The sequence below is a fragment of the Alkalihalophilus lindianensis genome, from assembly GCF_032843265.1.
Lineage (GTDB): Bacteria > Bacillota > Bacilli > Bacillales > Bacillaceae_D > Alkalihalophilus > Alkalihalophilus lindianensis.
This window is the reverse complement of record NZ_JAWJBA010000006.1, coordinates 209,994-234,448: the sequence shown is the minus strand read 5'-3', so window position 1 is coordinate 234,448 and position 24,455 is coordinate 209,994. Positions and strand designations below refer to the sequence as shown.

The following is a 24,455-nucleotide window of genomic DNA, read 5'->3' as shown; positions in this document are numbered from 1 at the left end:
TACATTCTCCTCTGTATATAAAATTTAAGACATAAATAACCTGACGTGTAAACGTTCGTGACGCATTTGAGCCACTTCAAGCCCAGGACTTATCGCGCCTAACTCTTCTTTTGTTAAGTGAAAAATCAATTCAACGATTTCTTTTAATAGTGGCTGTAATTCCACCAAAAGTCTTTGTCCATCTGTTTGACCAAGCGGGATTCCCCGTACTGCATTTTGAACCAAGGAAGAAACAGTAGCAAATAAATAGGTTTCGATCATGATGCGCTTGTCAATCTCTAAGTGATAGGCAACGAGAGCATAAACCATTGCCGAATGGCCATGTGCCTTTTTTGCTTTGATACTTTCTAGATATCTTTTTAAAAGACTAGAGGGATACAGCTCATAGCATAACTTCGCCATACGCTCCCCGATTCTCTGATTCCCAAGCCTTGTCTCCTCTGCTAAACTGGAGGCGAACAAGAGGTGATCAAGGTTATGGAACTCGTCCCATTCTTCTAGGGTCAATGCCTCGAATGCCAGTCTGTTAGCAAGACCATCTGTAAATGCGAGCTGTTTACGAATGTAAACAGTCAAAGCTTTGGAGAAGGTCTCCTTATCCGTAATCACTCCCTCTTGAATATAGGTTTCTAGCCCAAAGGAATGTGAAAAGGCTCCAGAGGGAAAATTAGAATCACTTAATTGCAAGAGCGGAAAGATCTTATCAATCATGGCTGTGTCCGATATGCCTGAAAGCTTGTTTTACTTTTCTCTTCTCTCTTTTATAAGGAATCGATAATTGCTGCAGTAGTTCTTCTACTAAATAATCATATTGAACTAGCATTTCGTCTCCTTCAAATTGTGCCGGTAGATGCCTGTTCCCTAGCTGGTGGGCGATATCCCCCATCTGCTGAATAGACGTAGGCATAATCGTCAATAAATCATCGTCTTTTACGGAAACGACAATCATGTTTTTTTCATCCATATACAAAATGTCTCCATCTACTAAATCCTGCTGGTCTTTTAACCTAATCCCAAGCTCCTTGCCATGGTCAGTGACTACGCGTTGAATTCGTTTAACTAATTGGTCGCTTTCTAAATACACTCTCTCCATATGGAGTGCTCGCATGTCTCCTGTTTCTATATTTCCAACCACTTTTTCTATGATCATCTTTATCTCCCCTTAAAATAAAAAATATCGCTGTGCCAACGGAACCTCTGCTACAGGTTCACATGTGATGAATTCACCGTCTACTTTTACTTCATACGTCTGTGGATCAACCTGGATTTCTGGGGTTTGATCATTGAAAAGCATGGATTTCTTCGTCAGACTTCGGACTCCCTTAATTGGCCTAATGATCTTCTTTAAGTTGAGCTCTTCTTTAATGCCTGATTCATATGCTGTTTTTGAAACAAATGTCATCGAGGTCTGATGCTTTGCCGCCCCAAAGGAAGCAAACATAGGACGGTACAATGCTGGCTGTGGTGTCGGGATGCTTGCGTTTGGGTCTCCCATCACGCTATGAGCAATCATCCCGCCTTTTAAAATTAAATCAGGCTTCACCCCGAAAAACGCTGGGTCCCACACCACAAGATCAGCAAACTTACCTCTTTCAATCGAGCCGACATGCTCTGAAATGCCATGAACAATGGCAGGATTTATCGTGTATTTGGCAATATAGCGCTTCGCTCGGAAGTTATCACTTCTTCCTGCTTCATCTTCTAAAACGCCACGTTGCTTTTTCATTTTGTCTGCGGTCTGCCATGTTCGGCTGATTACTTCTCCTACCCTCCCCATCGCCTGTGAGTCTGAAGAAATCATACTGAACACACCTAAATCATGGAGGATGTCTTCAGCGGCAATCGTTTCTTTTCTGATCCTAGAATCAGCAAAAGCAATATCTTCTGGCACACTTGGATCTAGATGATGGCAGACCATCAACATATCTAAATGCTCTTCAAGTGTATTGACTGTAAACGGCCTCGTTGGATTTGTGGAGGACGGCAAGACATTTAATTCACTCGCGGCTTTAATAATATCTGGTGCATGTCCTCCACCTGCCCCTTCTGTGTGATACGTATGAATCACACGGCCGCCTATTGCACTTAAAGTATCTTCTAAAAAACCGCCTTCGTTTAATGTGTCTGTATGAATGGCCACTTGCACATCATACTCATCCGCCACCGTTAAGCATGTATCAATTGTAGCAGCAGTCGTTCCCCAGTCTTCATGAAGCTTCAGCCCCACCGCTCCAGCTTTAACTTGCTCACGTAGGGCTTCTTCACCTGAAGAATTTCCCTTTCCAAGAAAGCCAAGATTCATTGGAAACTCTTCTGCGGCCTCAAGCATACGGTGAATGTACCAAGGACCGGATGTACAGGTTGTAGCATTGGTTCCCGTTGCAGGCCCGGTCCCTCCGCCAATCATCGTTGTAATTCCTGAAGAAAGAGCTGTTTCAATCTGCTGCGGACAAATGAAATGGATATGAGCATCAATTCCGCCGGCCGTAACAATCTTCCCTTCTGCAGCAATTACTTCGGTTGAAGCGCCAATAACCATATCAACACCATCCATCAAAAGCGGGTTTCCAGCTTTTCCGATCGAGACGATATGACCGTCCTTAACACCAATATCACTTTTATAAATGCCGGTATGATCCAAAACGATTGCATTGGTTAATACGAGATCCACACATTCCTCGCTTGTAGCAAGGGGGTGCTGACCCATTCCATCACGAATGACCTTCCCGCCACCAAACTTCACTTCATCCCCGTACGTAGTATAGTCCTTCTCAATTTCTATAAATAGCTCCGTATCCGCTAATCGTATGGCATCTCCAACAGTAGGGCCAAACATGTCGGCATACTGCTTTCTAGACATTTGAAAACTCAATTCTCATTCCCCCTAATCTAGCTTTCCATTTACTAGATTGCTTAATCCGTAGACTTTTCTCTCTCCTGTAAAAGGTACAAGTTCGACTTCCTTTTCATCCCCTGGTTCAAAGCGGACTGCTGTTCCTGCTGGAATGTTAAGGTGCATCCCTCGGGCTTCCTCTTTTTCAAACACTAGGGCGTTATTTACTTCATAAAAGTGAAAATGCGAGCCGATTTGAATCGGGCGGTCTCCTTTATTCAGCACTTTGATCCTTTTAGTCGGCCTTTTATCATTGCATACGATCGGCTCGTTTTTTAGGCGGTATTCTCCTGGAATCATAATGCTTGCCTCCTCTTACGTAATCGGATTATGAACAGTTACTAGTTTAGTTCCGTCTGGGAATGTTGCTTCTACCTGAATGTCTGGTATCATCTCAGGAATCCCTTCCATCACCTCTTCACGAGATAAGATGGTTGTTCCGTAATGCATTAATTCAGCAACGCTCTGACCGTCTCTTGCTCCTTCTACTACTTCATATGTAATAATCGCAACTGCCTCAGGGTAATTTAATTTCAACCCTCTTTCTTGCCGACGCCGGGCTAAGTCCGCCGCTGTTACGACCATCAACTTTTCCATTTCACGTGCTGTTAACTTCATGAGCTATCTCCTCCTCCGTCAGAAAATGTGACAAATATAGGTAAAAAAAGATAGCTAAGCATGTAGCTGCTTAGCTACTTTCGCGACTCTTATACACGATCCCCAGATTGTTTTTTCTCGATAAAATATTCAACCCATGGACGAATGATCGTATAGACTCCTGCAATGACGAGCCAGGCGAAGGCAAGGTATGTCCACCCTTGAAAGAATTGCAGGGTGTAGTTATAACCGGTCAAAAACATAATGCCTGGAAATGCAAAGATAAACACAAAAGTTAAACACAAAGCCCAGCGCGTACAGAGCTTGGCATCTTTTAACAACTGCTTGTCATCCATCTGCTACACAACCTCCTTCTCAGCAACTGGGATATACTCTTCCTGTTCTTCATCAAAGCTCTTAAACGAGTCTTTCATCGCTTCAAAATCAAATTCTTCGTTCGAAAGCAGGGCATGGCCGATCGATATAATGCCGCTGACGAGGAAGACGGTGATATTACCAAACAGCATCGAATGCAGTTGGCCAAGAGACTCGACATTTATTTGGCCATACATCATATAAGCAGAGAGATTCCACACGGTCACACCAAAAATCATTCCGAATAAGGCACCGTAAAAACAACCGTTATTGGTCGCCCTCTTCCACAGCAATCCAATCGTCAGCGGAATCACCGCCCCACTTACAAAGATCCCCATCGCCATATACACAAATCCTAATCCGATCCCGACACTGAATAACAAAACAGAGAAAACCCCCATCGCTAACCCGAAACTTAGCGTGACAAGACGTGATACTTTTAATGTCTTGGCACTGCTCGCTAAGGGGTTAATGGATTTCCGGTAAATGTCTGTCACAATGATGTTTGTGATCGCTGTTAATTCAGCAGCACCCGTAGACATAACCGCCATAAAGAGCATGACTAAAAACAGAATTGAACCAGCCGTGCCAAGAACATGAGCTGCCATTAATGGAGCTGAGGCGTCCGGGTCTCCAACGTTCAGTCCCAAACCAGCTGCCGTTACTCCTAAGAATGTGGCAATAGCAAAGGGGATTGAAAACCACGCGATCCCCCCGTATATGTAGGCTTTAGAAGCGGCACTGTCTTTACTTGCGATAGCACGCTGCCAGTAAGACTGATCAACAAATACGGTCCCGAAATTTCCGATGATATTAATCATTCCAAACAGCAAACCAGGGATGGACGCCATCGTTAACATTTGTTGTGATTCCGGAAGAGAACGAAGGCCTTCATATACCGTTGTAACACCGAATTTCATGTACACCGCTGCTGCAAAGATCGTTAGAATCACAAAGATCATCGTTGTGTTTAAGTAATCGGCGATAAACGAAGCTTTTAAGCCGCCAATCATCGTATAAATCGTAAACGTTAAGGGGATCAAGAATGCAGCAACGTAAATGTTCATTCCCGTGAGAGAGTTAAGCGCAATCGCTCCCCCTAAGATCACCATCGAAGTAACAATGATATTAGTCATTAAAGCGAAGACCATCATCAGCTTGTGATTCTTTTTATCAAATCGCTTTCCAATAAACTCGAGAAACGTATGAGCCTTTGGTGCTTTTCGTTTTAAATGGATTGCTACGATGGCAAACAGCAAGACTTGAATACATGCACCTGCTGCATACCAATAAGGCCCGCTGATTCCATATTGAAAGCCTGTCGAGGAAGACATCATCAATGTGGCTGCCCATGTCCAAGCTGCAATAATAGATGCACTCGCAAGCCCTACTCCAACATTTCTTCCGGCCGTGCTAAATTGTTCTGCCGTCATAGCTGTCTTCCGTCTTCTCTGCATCACAATTGTAAGGACGGTAAAAAAACTACCAAAAATAAATAAAATCAAATATCCCGTTGTTGTCGATAACATAATCTCTCCTCCAATGAGTGCTATGTTGTAGATAATCTTTTTACGATCCTTTCAACCAAACTAACTATCTGACTATTTAAAATTCTTCTGGTAAGTCTTAGTATACGAACCACTATTTACATTTTCAAATGGTATGTAAGGTTTCCTTACATGATTTTTGCCCCTCTAATTCATTTCAAGTAGCTTTCCAATCAAAAAAGAACCAAGGCCTAAGCCTTAGTTCTTTCATTTACTCTATTTAATTTAATGCCGTTTCCAATGTTTTAATATTTTCACTCATCATCTTTATATAATCTTTCCCCTCGCGGCGTTGCTCGGCCGTAAGGGCTTCTAGGTTATAAAAGTATAACGGCTCGGCATTGACCTCCCTTAAGAACATTTCTGCGATTGGAATCGTATAGTTTTTCTCAAATATCACGTATTCAATCTCGTGTTCGTTCGCAAAAGCCATTAATTCTTCAAGTTGCCGATAGGAAGGTTCATTTGTCGGCGAGAAGCCTGTAATCGAAATTTGTTCTAAACCGTATCGTTCCGCCCAGTACGTATACCCAGCATGCGCGACTAAAAACTTTTCCTTAGCGGCATTTTCCACCATATCACGAAACGCTTGATCGATTGCTTCTAGATCTGTTTTCAACAATTCAAAATTCGCTTGAAATAATTCTTCTTCCTCAGGCATTAGTTCAATGAGGGCATCCTTTATATTTTGAGCTAATGTTATGGAGCGCACAGGATCAATAAACACATGAGGATCATAATCATGGCTGTGACCATCTTTCTCACTATGATCATGTGAATGACTATGGTCGTGTTCAGGCCCTCCCCCTATAAACTCTATTCCTTCTGATGCTTCTACGAGTAAGAGTTCTTCCTCACTCATTGTGTCAATCAGTGTTTCAACAAATCCTTCCATTCCCCCACCGTTGTATATAAACGCATCTCCGTCTCCTATCCCAATCATAGATCGAATCGTAGGTTCATAGGTATGAGCATCAGCCCCAGCAGGTATGATATTTTCAACTTGGACAAACTCTCTACCAATCTTCTCTGTGAAATCTTCTAGGGCATAGACGGTCGTATAAATAATAAGAGGTCCTACATCCAGTGGCTCTGAAGCTAGCACTCGATCATCTTGTAATACCTCCTCACTGATCTCCTCTGTTCCTTCATCTGCACTACCGCACCCTGTTATTAACAAGAATAGAGTTACGATTACACTTCCCCAAACCTTCTTCACATTCATCCTCCTTCAATCATTCCAAACCAAAAAATTTCTTACGCTTATCATTATCTGAAGGTAATAGAACCTATTTTATTAAATGTTAGAAAAGTTTGTCAATATTAAGTGCATTTGCTTCCTTAGTAAGAGGACCACCAAGTCAGATAATTCAACTTTTTATAAAAAGGGTATAGTAAGGAAGAAAAAATTTATAGGAGGTGCTAGATTTTGAGATTAATAAGCTTTATTTTACCTTTACTGATGGTTCTTTCTTTTTCAACCAATTCAGTTGCAGCAAGCCATCCATTTTCAGATGTAGGAGATGATTTTTGGGCAAAAGATGAAATTAACTACTTATATCAAAATGGGATTATTAAGGGATACGAGGATGGGACCTTTCGCCCAAATCATACTGTTACACGTTCACAAGCTGCGACGATGATTTCAGGAGCACTTAAATTAGATCTAGAGAATAGACCTGCTCCCCCCTTCGTTGACATCCGCGAAGATGATCCTGACTATAACGTAATTGCCGCTCTAGCAGATGAGGGAATCATCACCGACCGTGACGGAGAATTTACGCCAAATGCCCCTTTAACTCGAGGCCAGATGGCGGCCATTTTTAAGAGAGCTTTTCAGTTAGAGGGGCACTCTGGTCATGAATTTAGCGACATTAGAGAAGGTCATAGCTTTTATGATGAGATTCAAGCTCTCGCTGCCAATAACATTGTAAAGGGTTATGCAGAGGACAACACCTATCGCCCTAATGATTCAATGAGCAGAGCACAGTTCTCAGCATTCCTTGCACGAGTTTTAGATGATTCCTATCAGCCAGCTAATGGGGAATTAGAGATTCATCATTTAAATGTCGGTCAAGGGGATTCCACTCTCATCTTAACCCCTAATGGTAAAACAATTTTAATTGATGCAGGTACACAATCTGCTGGACAAAAAGTGGTGTATTACTTAAAACAAGCAGGGGTCAGCTCGATTGACAAACTAATCATTACCCATGCTCATGCTGATCATGTTGGAGGGGCCGTGGAAGTAATGAAGAATTTTGATGTCAGCTTAGTGCTTGATAGCGGTATCCCCCACACCACACAAACCTATTTAAATTACTTAATGTATATTGATGATCATGATATCCCATTTGAGGTTGCCGCGATTGGAGGTTCTATTAATCTAGATCCTGCATTAACCATTCAAATTGTAAACAGTGGAATGCCTGGTGATCGTTTAAATGACGGTTCTGTCGCTTTGCATCTAACTTATAATGAATTTACTTATTTAATAACGGGTGATGCCGAAGAAAAATCCGAACATAGAATCGTAGAACAATTTCAAGTAGAATCTGATGTCCTTCGAGTGGGGCACCATGGTTCAAGAACAAGCACAACCCCTTATTTTATAAAGAACGTTCTGCCTAAAGTTGCTATTATCAGCTACGGCGAGGACAACCGTTATGGTCACCCGCATCCAGAGGTGTTAGAATTACTTACTGCTGTAGGGGTGGAACGTGTTTATGGAACAGCAGGCGGAGATGTAGTCCTTGTCTCTAATGGTGAAGATTTTGAGGTGTCAGGAGGAAATCTGATTAGAGATGAAACACCTAAGCCGCCTCCTGAGGACGAGGTTATGTATCCCATTAATATCAATACAGCTGACTTTGAGACTCTTCAATACATTACCGGCGTAGGTCCAACCATTGCCCAACGAATTATTGATTACCGTACTATTCATGGAAGCTTTACTTCAATCGAAGAAATTAAAAATGTTAGTGGTATTGGAGATGTATCATTTGAGAGAATGAAAGATGAAATTACAGTAGGATAAAGGGGAGTGCTATGCCAACATACACATTAGATCGTATTGTAGACAGGAAAATAGCTGTTCTATTATTAAAAGAAGATGAATCAATAGAAATAATGTTATCTGTAAATGAGTTACCTTTAAATGCAAAAGAAGGAGATCTTTTAGAACTCGCTTTTACCGAAAATGCCCAAATAGCTAAAATAAATATTTTAAAAAAAGATACAGAAGCAGCATTAAAACGAGCTACTTCTCTTTTAGAGAAAATTAAAAAGAAAAACAACCCTACTAACTTGTAATGGGGAGTTAACTATCTACCTTTTTTCCCTCAATATGTTAAAAAAGAACACATCTATTTTAATGATGTGTTCTCCTCTACAAACGCGATGATTAATAATGATAATCTTCTTCAGCAGCCATCGCGATTTCTTTCGTCTCGTGAACGGTGCCAAATGGATGCTCTGGTGGTGCGTAGATCGAATATAGCTTGATTGGGGTATCACCTGTATTCGTTAAGTTATGCCATTTACCTGCCGGAATGACAATCACATAGTCATCAAAAACCTCTTGCTCGATATATAAATTATCTGGAGCATCCCCCATTTGCACGATTCCTTGCCCTTCTTCAATTCTGATAAATTGATCAAGGTTCGGATGCGTTTCTAAGCCAATATCGTCCCCAACCTCAATACTCATTAAGGTGATTTGCAAATGCTCTCCCGTCCATAGGGCAGTCCGGAAATTTGTATTTTCCTTAGTCACCTCTTCAATATCAATAATAAAAGGCTCTGGTCCGTAATCTTGTATTCGACTTTGAACGTCCTCATGTAGGGAACTTAGTCGTTCCGCATTTTCTTGTTCACCTTCTAAAGCCCATAGAAAGCTATTATGAACGTCTGGATTCTGTGGAAGTAAACTAGCTCTGTGATATTCATTTACAGTCTCTATTTCCATTTCGTATGCTTTTTGCAAGCCTTCTTGATAGCTATCAGCAGAGAGCTGATCAATCTGATAGGTAGGTTCTGTTCCTGTAAGATACGTATAAAGATTCGTAAAATGATCCAAATGTGCCTGTTTTACTTCTAATGCATAAAAAAGGTTTTCTTGATGATCAAGATCTGGTGCAGCCTCGGCTAATCGGCTATAAAGATCAATCGCTGAAGCTTCTCTTTTCATAGCTACAAGTAAGGCTTCAGCCGCCATTTCTTGCTCTGTTCTGTCCTCATTTCTGACCCCTGTATTCGTGTAATAAGGATATGAATTCCCGTTTGTTTCATCATGCAAAGTGTTCATCCCCTTTTAAGGTGTGATAAAGCATCATATGCCCATGTATTGAGAATGCAACTCCAATTACAAAACTTCACCTCGATTAGGCTCCTACCTAACTAGCCAAAATAAAAAAAGCTGCCTAAATTGGCAGCTCCCTTCATCGAATGTTAGGTCGTTTTATGAGGGTAAGAATCGACCCATTTTGCTTCCTCTTCTAGCCTTCTTCGCTCCTCGTGTGTCCGTGGAAATCCATTTGCGACCCAATCATTTCTGTGCGCAGAATCCAGTTGAGTGAGACCTTTTTCTTCTGGTACTTTATCAGCATCTACACTTTCGAAGCGATCGGCTTCCCATGTGTCTCGATCTTCAATTACTTTAGCCGATTCCTGCTGTCTTTGTTTATAAGCCTTCGTCGCTAACAAAACTCCGCCTGCAGAAAGAGCTGATCCGACTATCATATTCATGGTTGATGATTTCATTTTGCATCCCTCCAATTAAATACTTTTCATCAGTAGTGATATTTGATGGATACCCTTCTTAGCAATTGATAATGTTTCAATTTGTTTACAATTTTAATCCAACCGAAAAAAAGCACTACTTCTTATGGAAGCAGTGCCTTTTGAGAGAGATTATGATGTTCTTTAAATCTCAATAATAATCGGGACAACCATCGGCTTTCTCTTTGTTTTAGAGTATACATATTCCCCAACTGACTTTTTGATTTGTTGTTTAATCGATTTCCATTCCATTTTATTCTCCTCTTTTAGCTCGTTAATCGTCTGTTTGATGCGACGATTTACTTCATTAAGGAGCTCCTCAGACTCTCTCACATAAACAAATCCACGAGAAATCGTATCCGGATCAGAAATCAGGTCTTTTTTCGCTTTACTCATCGTTAATACTATAACAAGCATACCGTCCTCAGAAAGTTGTTTCCGATCTCGGAGAATGAGGTTGCCGACATCGCCGACACCGATTCCGTCTACATACGTATTTCCAGCTGGTACTTTTCGCGTATGGCTTGCTTCTTGGTGAGCAATATCAACAACATCCCCATTTTTCATGATGAAAGTATGGCCTCGTTCCACTCCGACCGCTTCGGCTAACAAACGATGTTGAACTAACATCCGGTATTCACCGTGTATCGGAATAAAGTATTTCGGTCGCATGAAACTAAGCATTAGCTTCAAGTCCTCTTGATACCCATGTCCTGATACATGCATGCCTGTTGTCACACCTGATCCGTAAATCACGTTAGCTCCCAGGGCGTATAAGTTATCAACAATTGTTGTAACACTGCGTTCATTCCCCGGAATAGGACCAGCCGCTAAGATAACGGTGTCCCCTGGCAACACATCAATTCCGCGGAAGTTTCCTGTAGCGAGTCTAGCAAGCGCAGCCATTGGTTCACCTTGACTCCCTGTACAAAGGATGACTACCTTCTCAGGAGCATGTTCATTTATGTTATTTTGATCAACTAGCATCCCTTCTGGAACCGTTACATACCCTCTCTCAATCGCCACACCTATTACATTCACCATACTTCTTCCGACAAGAGCAAGCTTTCGATTCGTTTTTGCGGCAGCATGGATGACTTGTTGCACACGGCTCACATTTGACGCAAAGGTGGATACAAAGATTTTACCTTCTGCATCCATAAATGCTTTTTCCAAATGATGACCAACCATTTGCTCTGATGGCGTTAAGCCAGGACGTTCTGCATTTGTGCTTTCAGATAGTAACAGCAAGACCCCTTCCTTGCCGATCTCCGCCATCCTATGAATATCCGAATGTTGGTCATTAACCGGGGTTAAGTCGAATTTGAAATCCCCTGTATGTACAACCGTGCCCTCTGGTGTGCGAAATACAATCCCTAAACAGTCTGGAATACTATGATTCACCTTGAAAAACTCAACGTTCATTTGCTCAAATTGAACGTTTGAATCAGCGTTTATTTCTATCAATTCCGTTTCTCTGAGAAGTTTATGTTCTTTTAACTTCAACTCAATTAATCCTAATGTGAATCGTGTCGCATAGACAGGTACATTTAACTTTTTCAAGAAAAATGGAATGCCTCCGATATGGTCTTCATGCCCATGAGTTACAATGAGCGCTTTCACTTTATCCTGATTTTCAACTAAATACTGAATGTCAGGAATGATCAAATCAATCCCTAACAAGCTCTCATCCGGAAACTTGTTCCCACAGTCAACGACTACGATCTCATTCCCATATTGAATCGCATACATATTTTTGCCGATTTCTTGCATTCCACCTAAGCCATAAATCGATAAACCATTCTCATTTGTCTCCACCTTACATTCCTCCAACCATAGGGATCATTTTAGCCTTAGTATGCCCCAAGTTGTAGTTGCTTTATGATTTTTCAAACCCATTCCCCCACATATCCCTTGATAGATGGTAAGATTTAAATAATAAACATGTGGTGGAGGAGTGTCGGGAACTTTGCAAAAAGATTTGTTTTACTACATAGCTGAATTTATTCTTTATGCTACAGGGATTGCTTTAGTGATTGTCTTTTTATTAAGAGCATACTTAAAGTCGAAAAAAGATCGAGAATGAGGGGAATGTTTTATGGTCCATACAATTAAAGAGTATGAAGAGAAATCACGGGTTTTTAATCCTTCTACCCATATTAAATCGCGTATTCAAGAAATGGAGGGGCATTCAGCGATTGGAGCTGAAATTGCGTCAACATGGAAAAACCTCTTGGACCAACGGCTGGTTAAGGAAACGTACCCAGTGATTCATCCTATTGGACAAGAAACATTTTCCTTGTATGCGGACTACCCAACAGGCGTTTTTGAGTATGCCCTAGACATTGATGGAGCCACTGCTCTGATTAAAAAGAAGCGCCTTGAGCCAAGCCGCTTCTCCCCAACAACAATTATCGGTGCGGTTGAACAAGGCAATATCAACCAAGACCAAACACAAATAAAGCTTAACCATAAAAATCCTGTCATGGTCCTTCAAAGCCATTTTCTAACCGACAATAAACCTTACTGTATCAATGGAAATCACCGGATAAATGAAGCATTTAAAAGTGAAGATCAATCCATAGATGTCTATATATTTAATGAGCTGGAATTTTTCCCTTTCTTTTATGACCGCCTCAGTAAAGCGATGTATTTCCTTGAGTTGGATTACCATCATGTTGTAAACAGAGATGCTCCATTAATTAAAAGTGAAAGAGGGGCGTTCGTTTATGATTTTAGAAACTAAAAGATTACGTCTAAGACCACTTTCGGTAGGGGATTCTGAGCGAATAGAGGAGCTAGCAGGTGATTATGATGTAGCCAAAACAACATCCACCATCCCTCACCCTTATCCCAAAGGATCTGCCAAAGATTTTATTCTTCATGTGTTGGAAGCTGCGAACAAAGGAAAGCTTGTCATTTTCGCTATTACTTTAAGAGGCACCCATGAAATAGTAGGCCTTATTAATATACATGTGAACCAAGCAAATAACCGTGGTGAATTAGGTTATTGGATAGGAAAGCCTTTCTGGGGAACAGGCTATGGTACGGAAGCAGCAAACGCGGTACTGGCAATCGGATTTAAGAAATTTAAGTTAAACAAGATTTATGCTCAAGCCTTCACTAGTAATCGTGGGTCTTGGAGGATCATGGAGAAAATCGGCCTGACATACGAAGGCACGTTAAAGCAGCATATTTATCGATTTGGAGAATATTTTGATTTAGCTGTTTATGGGATGTTAAGGGAAGATTATGTTGGAATCACTAAGTAATCCATAAAAAAGGATCAAACTTCGCAACAGAAGCTTGATCCTTCTTCATTTTATAAATCTATCCTGTAAATACATCTCCTTTTGGATAACGAACATTGCTTGGTCTTGATTTCGCAAGGGCAAAGGCTAATGTAACAGGTCCGATTCGCCCAATGAACATCAACACAATAATAATTTGCTTGCCTATTGTTGATAATTCATCTGTTATGCCCATCGAGAGTCCTACTGTACCAAAAGCAGAAAATGCCTCGAACACAATTGATATATATGGAGCATCCTCCGTAATGGCGAGCAAGAAGATACAAAATGAGACGGCCATTAAGCTGATCACGACAATCGCTAGAGCACGCATGATGATATGATCGCCAATTGTCCGTTCAAATACGACCGTTTCTTTGCGCCCTTTTAAATAGGTGATGACAGCTAGTAAAATTACAACAAACGTCGTCAGCTTGATTCCACTACCCGTTGAGGCGCTTCCGGCTCCAATAAACATTAGAACAAGCATAAATGTAATGGACCCTGGATTCATACTGCCAATATCGAGTGAGTTAAAGCCAGCAGTTCTAGGGGTAACGGCTTGAAAGTATGCTCCCCATAGCTTATCAGACAACGAGAGCGACCCAAGTGTTGCAGGGTTCCCATATTCTAGCGAGAAGATAACGAGCATCGCCACAACATTTAAAATCAGTGTTCCTACTAACATGATCTTTGTATGAAGCGTCAATTGACGGAAATTCTTCTTTTCAGTTAAATCATATAAAACGGTAAATCCAATTCCCCCCGTAATAAATAGCATCGTAATGACAATATTGATGACCGGATCGCCGACAAACCCCATCAAACTATCTGACCACAAGGAAAATCCAGCATTATTAAAAGCTGAAATGGAATGAAACAAACTCGTAAATAATCCGTATCTCCAGCCAAATTCAGGGACCCAACGTAGGGCAAGTAAAATGGTTGCGAGTGCTTCGATTGAAAAAGCAAAGATAAGCAGCATCTTTACTAATCGAATCATCCCACCAAGAGAAGTTTGGTTAAAAGACTCCTGCACAAGGATTCGCTCTTTCAAACCAATTTTTTTGCCTAGCGTCAAGACAATCAAGATCGCAAAAGTCATTAAACCAAGTCCACCAATTTTAATCAGCACCATAATGACCACTTGGCCGAATAGAGTAAAATCTGTTCCGGTATCAAGAACGACTAATCCTGTAACGGTTGTAGCAGAAGTAGCTGTAAAAAGAGCATCTATAAAGGTAATCGGTGCAGTTGTTGAAACCGGCAATAGTAATAAGATCGTACCTATGATAATCGCCCCGAGAAATCCTAAAGCTAAAACTTGGGGCGGCGACATATTGATGAATTTACGCCGAGCGCCTCTCATTTTAGAGTGCCTCATCTTCAAAGCGGTTAATATCTAATTTATGACCCATCACAACAAGCATATCGCCTTTATGAATGAGATCATCTGGCATTGGCGAGATGTTCATCTCCTCGCCACGTTTCATCGCAAGGATCGTCACACCATATTTGGCACGGACATTTAAGGCCACTAACGTCTTTTGGTGGACTTTTTCTGTTGCCCGAAGCTCCACAATGCTGTATTCATCCGAAAGATCAATGAAATCAATGACTTTTTCAGAAGACATATTATGAGCGATTCTACGTCCCATGTCAGATTCAGGATGAACCACGTAATCGGCACCTATTTTTTCGAGTACCTTATGGTGGTAACTATTTTGAGCTTTGACCCACACGATCGGGACATCCATTTCCTTTAAGACAAGAGTCGTTAAAATGCTTGCCTGGATGTTATCGCCAATCGCTACGACGACATGCTCAAAATTCCCAATCCCAATTTGTCTCATTGCATTTTCATCGGTTGTATCTACTTGCATTGCATGAGTTGAGTAAGCCGCATATTCATTAACCTTAGTTTCGTCCTTATCAACCGCCAGCACCTCATGCCCTCTTTGATACAATTCCTTGCATACACTACCACCAAATCGTCCTAAACCAATTACAGCAAACTGTTTTTTCTTCTTAGCCATCTTTACCACTCCTTTTTAAATGCAAAAAAACCATCACTAAGAAATGGTCTGTATGTAAGACCTTTCCCTCTTTTAACGTAACGCTTACGGAGTTAGCTGTCGGGTTAGGAACTGAGAGTATCCCTTCTTCAAATGAAGACTCACCCCAAGACATGAATTGTCAGTTTCATTGGGTCCCCCGCACGGTTTAAGGTTAATTCCCTAAACAGTTTAAGCGATTAAAAGGCGCGATATACGGTTTTCATAGAGTTTAATTTACTCCTGTTATCTGATGTTGTCAATCACTAATTTATTTAGATATTGTAATGATTTTCTGATGATTTTCCTTCTCTTTCAACCTAAACAGTGATATACTATTCTAGCGATGAGCTAAATTGCATAAGACGAGATTGACGCGCCTTTTAGGCAATGCACTATGTGGAGTGCTGTCACTCGCCGCAATACGCATAAAAGACGCCTTACGGGGCGTCTTTTTTTAATGGCTATTAACGATTTCTAGCATGTTTAAAGCTCATTCGAGTAAGTTGAGAGGTTTTTCTAACATATCTCGAATTAATTCTAGCATAGTATCAAGTTATTCTAGCAAACGCAGTAAAAAATGGGAAATAACCGCCTAATTCCAACAAACCACAAATAACACTAATACAGATATCTTAGTGTTCCCACTTACATAAACCCTTTCACCTCAGCAAATCCTTTCGTCTTTCTAAAAGTCTTGCGATGGTTTTCAAGATTTGATATCATATCGAACGGTTGAATCATCGCGAAGTTAATGGCCGCCGTAACCGACTGTTGTAGATGTAACAATCGCCCACCATACCGCGTCATTGTATGTTTCAATAGAAGGTTCTAAGTACTGAATAGGAATAGAGCTTATAAAAATAACAATCACTAAAAAGATGATTACTTTATCTAAATTATTCGTTTTTAAAATAGCATGAAGAGGCTGCATATATTGTTTTAAGATTGCCAGTGCTCGTAAAACACGGACCAAACGCGCTAATCTTGCCAATCGAAAGATGCTATCTAACAGGATGACCGCAATAAGATCAAGAGGGTTCTTTTTCAGATATTGGATTTTATTATCACTTCTAGCTAAGCGTACCGAAACATCTACTACAAAAATCAACCGTATTAAAGTTTTTAACCCAATGGCTATCATTCCAGATAAATGACTGAAATCAAAGCTAATACCGCCATCAGTAATTCATATAGAAAAATGATTTTGTCTTTGCGTGGGAAGGTAGTTGCAATCGTTTGTTCTGCTTTTACTTCCATCAAAATGACTCCTATTATTTATTGACAATGACCATGTAATATTTTAACAGTAATTTATTTGGAAATATAGGGGCAAAAACAACACCGACTCTCATTAAGGAAGTCGGTGTTTGCATATTTAACAAGAAATCGTTTCATACAGAGCCACTTGATTCCGGCCCCCCCTCTTCGCTTCATACAAAGCCTTATCTGCGCGCTCAATAAATTCTTCCTTTTTCTCTCCAACATACAGCGCAATTCCAATGCTTATTGTTAAATGAATAGTTTTCCCTTTATAGATAAAGGGTGAGCTTTCGACTTGTTTGCAAATGCGTTCAGCGACCACCTTGCCTTCATTTAAACTCGTATCCTGCATAATAATCGCAAACTCTTCGCCTCCAAAACGAACGTACGCATCAGAGCTTCTGACGTTATCCTTGATGAGTTGTGATATATGTTGAAGCGCTTGATCTCCACATACATGCCCATGTGTATCATTTACTTTCTTGAAATGATCAATGTCTAATAGAAGAAGTGTAAGTGGGCAATCAACTCTCTCACTATGAGGAATAGCATTTTCTAGCAATAAATCAAAGTATCGTCGATTGTATAAATTCGTTAAAGGATCAATTAATGTCAGAGCCCTTACCTGCAGGAACATTTGCTCATACTTCATTCTAAAATAAGCAACTATCACGATGATCGCCCAGTTGATGAGTGTTGATAGGATGAGAACAATGACATCCATTCTCGTTAAAAAGGTCACAAAAGTAAGCTCTGCTGTATATTTCAAGAGACTAAAAAACAAAGCAGTCGTGATAATTATTCTCCACTTTGGATACATCATAATGATGAAAATCGTTGGGATAAGATAAAGGGACCAGACAAAATGAAAGATGGTACCGGTGAGCCTTTCTAAAAAAATCATTAATAAAAACGGGGCAAATGTAAACAGCACAATAACCGGCCAAAAGATCCATTTCTTCACCAATACGGTCACCTCTCTTCCCCTATATTGAATCATACTGGAAACCTTTTAAAAAAAGTCCTATTTTTAAGGGATATGAGTAAAAATATTGTCGAATCTCTTAATTTATAATAGTAAATAACTTAAACTAAATACCAGTTACTTTTTTTCTATTAACGACGCACACTCTCAAATAAGATAGGAGTTTTGACATGGTTATATAAAAAGAACTAGTGATGACAACTAGAAAATCGGATGGAGAGCATTCGTAAAGAGATGATCAATAGTGGCCTTGTTAAGGGACTGTGTCATCCAGATACGCTAAAGTCAAGCAGACGATTAGATACAATTTTAAATAGAAATGAGCTCGTTCGATCAATAAAATAAACTCGACAAGTGCTACGCACATGTCGAGTTTAACGTAAAGTAATTTAGTTTAGTCACTAGGTAGACTCAATGGCAGTAAACCCACTACTACCTCTCTCCATTTACACCACGCTGCTCCCCCAATAGACATCACTCGGAATATACACATGTCCTTCCATTAGTGTTCTACTCGTTCTAGCAACTGCTGCATAGTTTAATTTTGGAGTGCCCTCCAGGTAATCAATTTCCACCTCAAACTCAATAATGCCTGATGGATGGCCAAATCGTATGGTTTTATTCACTATATTCTGTTCATCCGATACCTCTATATCACATGTTTCTTGTACAACGGTTCCCTTAATGAGTGAGGCAACAGCTGTGCAAATGCCCCCCGTAACGGGATAGGCTTGATGTAAGGTTCCCATTGAGATAGCTCTGCTTAGAAATCCGATATCCTTCTCCTCGACCTGAATTCCTTCTAATGATGTATAGGAATGTTTTGAACCTACATAAATGATTTTGGGGCTAGCTGGTGATTGTAGGGAAGCTTCTTCCTTCGTATTAGCAAACCCTAGATTCACCGCAATTGTCGCACGGATTTCTTCTAATCGTTCTTTGTTTTTAATCGTAAGGTCTTGAGGTAACTCACTACCACTCAATCCGATGTCAGCAGCTTTCACAAATACGCATAAGTTAGCAGCATCAACAATACTTATATCTAGCACCTCTCCATTACCTAACCTAATCTCATCTTTTGCATTTCCAGTTGGCAATAGTTTTCCTGTACGAGCTCCAGCTGCATCTAAGAAGTTTAACATGATCTTTGCACCTGTCCCAGGCACACCATTAATGTGGAAATCACCATCTATTTTAGCTTTTCCATTTTTCACTGGGACTTCTGCTACAATGATCTTTTTCGTGTTCACATTATAAATTCGTACCATTGTAAGTGGTTCATTTACTTGCACTAATCCATGATCAATTGCAAAAGGTCCTACTCCAGATAAGATGTTCCCGCAATTAATACTGTAATCAATATGTTCTTGATTGACGCTTACTTGCCCGAATGTATACTCCACATCGGCATCGGCTCGATTGGAAATACGAACCATCGCAAATTTACTCGTTAGAGGACTCGCTCCTCCTAGGCCATCAATTTGTCTTGAGTCTGGACTGCCATAGATCGATAAAATTACTTTATCTCTAGTCAATGGATCATGTGGTAGTTCATTTTGCAATATATATACTCCCTTACTTGTTCCACCGCGCATAATGGTTGCATGAATTTTCTCATAGTCTCTCATTTAACGAACCTCCTTATAGTTAAAACCCTACTAAATTATTCGGCCAATATAGATTCATGACATTACTAAACAGCAACAATCCGACAACAACAATGGAAATAGACATTGCAGTTTTGAGTACCGTAAATTTTGATTCGATGTAGAGAAAGCTTGCTAGGAAAAGAATTGATGCTACAATGATTCCTAAAACATAAATGAGAACAACATATCCGATTAACCATGCTAGATACTTTAAAGGCCTCTTCATGTTGAGCGTAGCTAATTCTTCTTGAACTTTTTTATTTTTTACTAGTTCTCTTATCTGAATAGTTGTATATATGAACGACAAAACCGCTCCTGCAATCGAAATATAATATGGGAAGAACTGTGCTAGTCTTGAAAAAGTTGAAGCCTCCAAGGCAAACAGTGCAAAAAACACAAACAAGAAAAACGAGAATAGTGTAGAAGCTAATAATCTACTCATACATCAACACCCTTATTATTTTCATACGCCTGACTGATACGTTTTACAAAATACCCACCGAATAGAAAGACTACGATTAAGGCACCAATCACAATGACAATTGGATGAGTTAACCAAGCAAACTCGTAGCGATCCATCGAGATCCATAGATACCGCTCTGCCGATAAAGAAAGCACAAACCCTATTAGAAATGGTGGTCTTGGCCAATCAAGTGAATGCATGACAAGTCCCAATAAGCCAATCAGGACAAAGAATAGGATATCTCCCCAAGATTTTGTACTTTGAAAGGAACCTATTAATAAAATAATGAAGAGAAACGGTACTAATTTATTTGCTGGTATCGTACTGATTCTAGAGATTGGTCTTGTTAATAGGAGACAAAGTAACACACCGAAAATATTCGCAATAACTAGCGTCCAAATTATCGATAATGTCACAGGTAGACCACTGGTAAGCATATTAGGACCTGCTTGAAGCCCCATTAATGTTAAGCCTCCTAGTAAGATAGCCGTTGTTCCACTTCCTGGTATCCCAAACATTAGTGTCGGGATTAATGCGCCGCCTTCTTTGGCATTATTCGCACTCTCAGGGGCGATTACACCTCGGATATCCCCACTTCCAAAATGGTTGTTTTTCACCGTTTTTTGAGCGAATCCATAACTTAACCAATCAACTACACTGCCTCCAAGTCCGGGGATAAATCCGACCACCGAGCCTAGTATGGCACTCTTCAATACTAACCACTTATTTCTAATAGCATCTTTTATTCCAGTTAATAGCCCACCTGACACAATCTTATTTCCTTTTGAAACGCTTCGATTGTCAGATAGCATTTCGATCATGACCGGGAAGGCAAATAATCCAAGAGCTACAACTGCAAAAGGGATGCCATTAAATAGGTAGATAAAGTCTGAAGTATAACGGTACTCCGCTACAGCTGGTGCCGCCCCAATGGATCCTAGTGCTAAGCCTAATAAACCAGAAATAATCCCCTTCATCGGTGATTTGCCAGATAATAATCCGACCATACTTAATCCTAATAGAGAAAGCATAAACAGCTCAGGCGAACTAAAGCTTAAGACAATCGGTCGGACAATTGGAATTGTTAAAAACAGGACTATTCCACCGATTATTCCACCGACCATCGAACAGAAGAAAGCGGCTCCTAGTGCCCGTGTAGCCTGACCTTTCTTTGCTAGTGGATGACCATCCATGATTGTTGCTTGGGAACCGGATGACCCCGGTATCCCAAGCAAAACAGACGGGAAAGTATCTGCTGTATGGACAACAGCCACCATACCAATAAGAAGGGCCATTCCAGTAAATGGATCCATTCCAAATATAAATGGCAACAACAGTGACATTCCTACAGTCCCACTTAGACCAGGTAATAGACCTACCAAGATCCCAAGTGATATCCCTAACAACATGAACCCGATTCTAGATGGATCAAGAACAGTCACTAACGCTTCTATTGCTATTTCAAACATACTTATCCCCCCTTTCGATTACTTCTCATTTAATTAATCAATCGTAACCTCATATTTTTCTTCAAGTAGTTTACGTACCCAATTTAGAATTTCAGGGGAGGTATTGAACGCATTATCAATCATCGTTTGTAAGGTTTCTCCGGTATATGGTTCGTAGTTCTCTAACACCTCTTGCCCATGCTCAGTAAATTGTGGATCATTAGCAAATTGTTCTGCTGCCTCATGAAGAGCATCGATCGCTGGCTGTGGCGCATCCCCATGAGTCCAAATCAGCTTTTGAATTGTGTAGGATGAATTAACAAATGCTTTATAAGCTTCCCACGCTTCACCACTAGGAGCCTCTCCATGAATCTCAATATAGACTTCCTCCACTGTAGGGATGTCTTCAAATACAGGATCGCGAACGAGGTCGCCATCTTCATTAATTTGGCCTAATGAATAAAGAGGAATCGCTTCATTGTTTTCAATCAAAGGCTCAATGTTTTGGATATAGGAAGACGTTGTCTGGAAATCAATCGTACTCTCACCTTGTTCAAACGCCACACGCGCCGGTCCTCTTCCTTCATAACCAAGAATCGATTTCACATCTAAATCTAGTACCTCAAAGGATAATAGTGTGACTAAATCTAACCCTGTCGCACTAATTCCTGCAAAAACTAATTCTTCCTCCTGCTCGCCTAAGTCTGCACCGGTTTCGATACCAGTTTGAGGAGAGACATACACAACGGCGCCTGTTGGTGCTCCGATAATCGGCTCTAGGTCTCTTAAGTCGTATTTAACTGCACTTTGCCCCAATAAATATGGCGTGTGAACTGATGCACTAGATGTAAGAAGTTTATGCCCATCATGCTCACTCATATAAAAGAATTCATTTGTTCCCGTAATTGTCTGCCCTCCTGGAATGTTAACGACTTGTACTGAGGGGTTTCCAGAGATATTTTCGCTGAAATAAGGCGCTAAAAACCTTGCGAATAAATCTGTTCCACCACCTGCCCCGAAAGGAACAATGATTTCTGTATCTTTACCTTCATAAAAATTATCCTTCGTTAAGTCCTCTGCACTACCGCTTGTATCCGTGTTACAAGCAGCTAACAAACTGACCAAAGCAAATGCACATCCTACTATCATCTTTTTCATAGGGACCTCCTTATAATTGAAGTTTAGATAAATAAACCTTCTACCGTCTTTTGAATGAGTATACTATCACTCTCCTACTCTAGGATGCTTCTATAATCAAACCTAGTAATGAATTAGCCTTGTAAGCGCCTTCATTAATTCTTCTTCAGTATAGCTCCCCTTTAAAATTATTTAAATATTATGAACATTTATCTTATTTTTTTCATTTCTGCCAATAAATATGATTTTTTCTGTTTTTACATTTTATGTAAGTTATTTTATTGTCTTTTGATTTTTTTGACAATTATCATTAATCTTATGATTTATAATGGTAGAATGAATGATATCAGTTATGGTGATGGAGTGTATTAACATGTTGAAAAAGGTACGTTTGGTATGGAAAATTGTTCTGCTTGTGACCATCCTTGTCGGTCTAAGTTTAACACTAGCTAAACTCAGCATTACAGAACGATTCAACTCAGCAGTTAATGAACATTATGGTGAAAGCGCTATGATTGTTGCTAAATTAATCGCTAGTGACCCAGAAATCGTTAGAGCCTTTTATGAGGAAGAACCTCATTTATATATTCAACCAATTGCTGAGAGTACGAGGCAAGTAACAGAAGCAAGTTATATCATTGTAACAAGCTTAGACAATATCCAATACTCTCATCATAAGCCAAGTGAGATCGGTAAGAGAATGGATTTTAATTCTGAAGATATTATTCAAGAGGAAATCTCAGTCATCTTCCAAGGAGAAGGATATGAAGGTGCTGCAACCATTGCTAAGACCCCTATTTATGACCGGAATCGAAATATTATCGGTGTTTCAACAGTTGGATTCTACTACGATGACCTCCAAAGTAAAATTAATAGTTTCAACAATGCCACGCTCCCTTATTACTTGTTGATTTTCTTATTGGGACTGATTGGAGCCTTTTTGATCTCTAGTAGTGTAAGAAGGATGATTTTTGGATTAGAACCAGCAGAGATTTCCTATCTATTTAAGGAAAAGGAGGCCATTCTAGAGTCGATCAATGATCCTTTAATCGCAGTAGATGTAGATGGACAAATTGTTTCAGTCAATAAGAAAGCGAGGGACATTCATTTTTTTGAAGATATAAAGATTGATGATCAATTAAAGATCCCTAGATTGATTCATTGCCTGAACCTCATTAAAGAACATGCTTTTCATGAAAATAATCTTAAAATCTTAATTGACGATCAAGTCTACATTATGAATTGCTCTCCTATTAATCAAGAGGAAAAATTAATTGGAGTTGTGTTCATTTTCCACCCTTACTCAGAATTAAAAGATTTAATTGGTGAAGTCACGAAAATTAAGACGTTTACAGATAACATGCGAGCTCAAAATCACGAATACCAAAATAAATTAAATACGATTTATGGCTTAATTAGACTTCGTAAAAATGATCAAGCACTACAATTAATTTCACAAGAAGTCGAGCAACGACAAGAGTTCACAAACTTTTTAATGTACTCCGTTAAAAACCCACTCATTGCTGCCTGCCTGCTTGGAAAGAAAAGTCGCGCTTCAGAGCTCAAGGTCGATTTCATTATTGATGAGAATAGTGAATTAGACATTTTCCCTGAAAGTATCAATGAACAAGATGTCATGACAATCATCAGTAACTTAATTGATAATGCGATGGAAGCAGCTGTGAGAGAAAAAGGTGAAGAAGCAAAAGTGATGATTTCTTTTACCGACTTAGGACCAGACATTGTCTTTGATATTGAAGATAACGGAAAAGGAATTTCTAAAGAGGAAGAAGAGCTAATCTTTGTGGAAGGTTATACTACTAAAGCATCATTAAATAATGGAATTGGATTATCGATTGTGAAGAATACACTCACTTCATTAGATGGTCAACTTTTCATTTCAAAAAGCGATTTAGGTGGGGCTAGCATTACTCTTACCATTCCAAAAAAGCCTTTACTAGACTAATAGCATACA

General features: G+C 40.0%; 25 protein-coding genes and 1 riboswitch. Of the genes, 6 read left to right on the top strand and 19 right to left on the bottom strand.

The genetic code is table 11. The features are described 5' to 3' along the window. Positions 1–24: 24 nt before the first annotated feature. From RYX56_RS17380 to RYX56_RS17345, 8 genes are all read right to left on the bottom strand, one after another. The gene (locus RYX56_RS17380) at positions 25–711 is read right to left on the bottom strand and encodes an urease accessory protein UreF (protein ID WP_317123311.1); all 687 of its coding nucleotides are present in this window, start codon (positions 709–711) and stop codon (positions 25–27) included. Next, the gene (gene ureE, locus RYX56_RS17375) at positions 704–1,150 is read right to left on the bottom strand and encodes an urease accessory protein UreE (RefSeq protein WP_317123310.1); all 447 of its coding nucleotides are present in this window, start codon (positions 1,148–1,150) and stop codon (positions 704–706) included. The genes RYX56_RS17380 and ureE overlap by 8 nt, the downstream gene beginning before the upstream one ends. A 12-nt stretch (positions 1,151–1,162) precedes the next feature. After that, complete coding sequence (gene ureC, locus RYX56_RS17370; RefSeq protein WP_317123309.1) at positions 1,163–2,872, bottom strand: urease subunit alpha; 1,710 nt, start codon at positions 2,870–2,872, stop codon at positions 1,163–1,165. A 12-nt stretch (positions 2,873–2,884) separates the two neighbouring features. After that, a complete protein-coding gene (locus tag RYX56_RS17365; RefSeq protein WP_317123308.1) occupies positions 2,885–3,193 on the bottom strand; it encodes an urease subunit beta in 309 nt (102 codons plus the stop codon). 15 nt (positions 3,194–3,208) lie between these two features. Further along, complete coding sequence (locus tag RYX56_RS17360) at positions 3,209–3,511, bottom strand: urease subunit gamma (protein ID WP_317123307.1); 303 nt, start codon at positions 3,509–3,511, stop codon at positions 3,209–3,211. Between the two features lie 89 nt (positions 3,512–3,600). Further along, the gene (locus RYX56_RS17355) at positions 3,601–3,846 is read right to left on the bottom strand and encodes a hypothetical protein (RefSeq protein WP_317123306.1); all 246 of its coding nucleotides are present in this window, start codon (positions 3,844–3,846) and stop codon (positions 3,601–3,603) included. A 3-nt stretch (positions 3,847–3,849) separates the two neighbouring features. Next, positions 3,850–5,394 (bottom strand): sodium:solute symporter family protein, encoded by a 1,545-nt coding sequence (locus tag RYX56_RS17350; RefSeq protein ID WP_317123305.1) that lies wholly within the window; start codon positions 5,392–5,394, stop codon positions 3,850–3,852. A 238-nt stretch (positions 5,395–5,632) separates the two neighbouring features. Next, positions 5,633–6,637 (bottom strand): metal ABC transporter solute-binding protein, Zn/Mn family, encoded by a 1,005-nt coding sequence (locus RYX56_RS17345; protein ID WP_439108508.1) that lies wholly within the window; start codon positions 6,635–6,637, stop codon positions 5,633–5,635. A gap of 204 nt (positions 6,638–6,841) precedes the next feature. On the opposite strand from RYX56_RS17345, the gene RYX56_RS17340 reads away from it, so the two are divergent. Beyond that, positions 6,842–8,449: an S-layer homology domain-containing protein gene (locus tag RYX56_RS17340; protein WP_317123303.1), complete on the top strand. Its 1,608-nt coding sequence runs from the start codon at positions 6,842–6,844 to the stop codon at positions 8,447–8,449. Between the two features lie 11 nt (positions 8,450–8,460). Beyond that, positions 8,461–8,724 carry a DUF3006 domain-containing protein gene (locus tag RYX56_RS17335; protein WP_317123302.1) on the top strand — a complete coding sequence of 88 codons (264 nt, stop codon included), beginning with the start codon at positions 8,461–8,463 and terminating at the stop codon, positions 8,722–8,724. Between the two features lie 91 nt (positions 8,725–8,815). Here RYX56_RS17335 and RYX56_RS17330 read toward each other — a convergent pair whose 3' ends face one another. The 3 genes from RYX56_RS17330 to RYX56_RS17320 form a co-directional block, all read right to left on the bottom strand. Continuing rightward, the gene (locus tag RYX56_RS17330; protein WP_439108507.1) at positions 8,816–9,718 is read right to left on the bottom strand and encodes a cupin domain-containing protein; all 903 of its coding nucleotides are present in this window, start codon (positions 9,716–9,718) and stop codon (positions 8,816–8,818) included. A 143-nt stretch (positions 9,719–9,861) separates the two neighbouring features. Next, positions 9,862–10,173 carry a hypothetical protein gene (locus RYX56_RS17325; RefSeq protein ID WP_317123300.1) on the bottom strand — a complete coding sequence of 104 codons (312 nt, stop codon included), beginning with the start codon at positions 10,171–10,173 and terminating at the stop codon, positions 9,862–9,864. Positions 10,174–10,335: 162 nt separating this feature from the next. Then, the gene (locus tag RYX56_RS17320) at positions 10,336–12,009 is read right to left on the bottom strand and encodes a ribonuclease J (RefSeq protein ID WP_317123299.1); all 1,674 of its coding nucleotides are present in this window, start codon (positions 12,007–12,009) and stop codon (positions 10,336–10,338) included. Between the two features lie 280 nt (positions 12,010–12,289). Between RYX56_RS17320 and RYX56_RS17315 the strand changes: the two genes are divergently transcribed. Continuing rightward, the gene (locus RYX56_RS17315; protein ID WP_317123298.1) at positions 12,290–12,937 is read left to right on the top strand and encodes a hypothetical protein; all 648 of its coding nucleotides are present in this window, start codon (positions 12,290–12,292) and stop codon (positions 12,935–12,937) included. Further along, positions 12,921–13,463, top strand: a complete 543-nt coding sequence (locus tag RYX56_RS17310; protein WP_317123297.1) for a GNAT family N-acetyltransferase — start codon at positions 12,921–12,923, stop codon at positions 13,461–13,463. The genes RYX56_RS17315 and RYX56_RS17310 overlap by 17 nt, the downstream gene beginning before the upstream one ends. Positions 13,464–13,521: 58 nt before the next feature. On the opposite strand, the gene RYX56_RS17305 is transcribed toward RYX56_RS17310, so the two are convergent. The 4 genes from RYX56_RS17305 to RYX56_RS17290 form a co-directional block, all read right to left on the bottom strand. Further along, entirely contained in the window at positions 13,522–14,850 is a 1,329-nt protein-coding gene (locus tag RYX56_RS17305; RefSeq protein ID WP_317123296.1) for a TrkH family potassium uptake protein, read from the bottom strand. A gap of 1 nt (position 14,851) precedes the next feature. Continuing rightward, positions 14,852–15,517: a potassium channel family protein gene (locus RYX56_RS17300; RefSeq protein WP_317123295.1), complete on the bottom strand. Its 666-nt coding sequence runs from the start codon at positions 15,515–15,517 to the stop codon at positions 14,852–14,854. A gap of 65 nt (positions 15,518–15,582) precedes the next feature. Further along, positions 15,583–15,744: riboswitch (cyclic di-AMP (ydaO/yuaA leader) on the bottom strand. 542 nt (positions 15,745–16,286) lie between these two features. Next, positions 16,287–16,679, bottom strand: coding sequence for an ion transporter (locus RYX56_RS17295; protein ID WP_317123294.1), 393 nt, complete (start codon positions 16,677–16,679; stop codon positions 16,287–16,289). Between the two features lie 234 nt (positions 16,680–16,913). Further along, on the bottom strand, positions 16,914–17,762 hold the full coding sequence (locus tag RYX56_RS17290) for a GGDEF domain-containing protein (protein ID WP_317123293.1): 849 nt from the start codon (positions 17,760–17,762) through the stop codon (positions 16,914–16,916). A 234-nt stretch (positions 17,763–17,996) separates the two neighbouring features. Between RYX56_RS17290 and RYX56_RS17285 the strand changes: the two genes are divergently transcribed. Next, on the top strand, positions 17,997–18,128 hold the full coding sequence (locus RYX56_RS17285; RefSeq protein WP_317123292.1) for an aspartyl-phosphate phosphatase Spo0E family protein: 132 nt from the start codon (positions 17,997–17,999) through the stop codon (positions 18,126–18,128). Positions 18,129–18,229: 101 nt separating this feature from the next. Here the strand turns inward: RYX56_RS17285 and RYX56_RS17280 are convergent, their stop codons facing one another. From RYX56_RS17280 to RYX56_RS17265, 4 genes are read right to left on the bottom strand one after another with little or no spacing between them, the layout of a single operon-like run. Further along, positions 18,230–19,411 carry a 2-methylaconitate cis-trans isomerase PrpF family protein gene (locus RYX56_RS17280; protein WP_317123291.1) on the bottom strand — a complete coding sequence of 394 codons (1,182 nt, stop codon included), beginning with the start codon at positions 19,409–19,411 and terminating at the stop codon, positions 18,230–18,232. Between the two features lie 19 nt (positions 19,412–19,430). Next, on the bottom strand, positions 19,431–19,874 hold the full coding sequence (locus RYX56_RS17275) for a tripartite tricarboxylate transporter TctB family protein (protein ID WP_317123290.1): 444 nt from the start codon (positions 19,872–19,874) through the stop codon (positions 19,431–19,433). Further along, on the bottom strand, positions 19,871–21,364 hold the full coding sequence (locus tag RYX56_RS17270; protein WP_317123289.1) for a tripartite tricarboxylate transporter permease: 1,494 nt from the start codon (positions 21,362–21,364) through the stop codon (positions 19,871–19,873). Before RYX56_RS17270 ends, RYX56_RS17275 begins: the two co-directional genes overlap by 4 nt. 33 nt (positions 21,365–21,397) lie before the next feature. Then, positions 21,398–22,501, bottom strand: a complete 1,104-nt coding sequence (locus RYX56_RS17265; RefSeq protein WP_317123288.1) for a Bug family tripartite tricarboxylate transporter substrate binding protein — start codon at positions 22,499–22,501, stop codon at positions 21,398–21,400. A 352-nt stretch (positions 22,502–22,853) separates the two neighbouring features. Between RYX56_RS17265 and RYX56_RS17260 the strand changes: the two genes are divergently transcribed. Further along, positions 22,854–24,446, top strand: coding sequence for a sensor histidine kinase (locus RYX56_RS17260; protein ID WP_317123287.1), 1,593 nt, complete (start codon positions 22,854–22,856; stop codon positions 24,444–24,446). Positions 24,447–24,455: the final 9 nt, after the last annotated feature.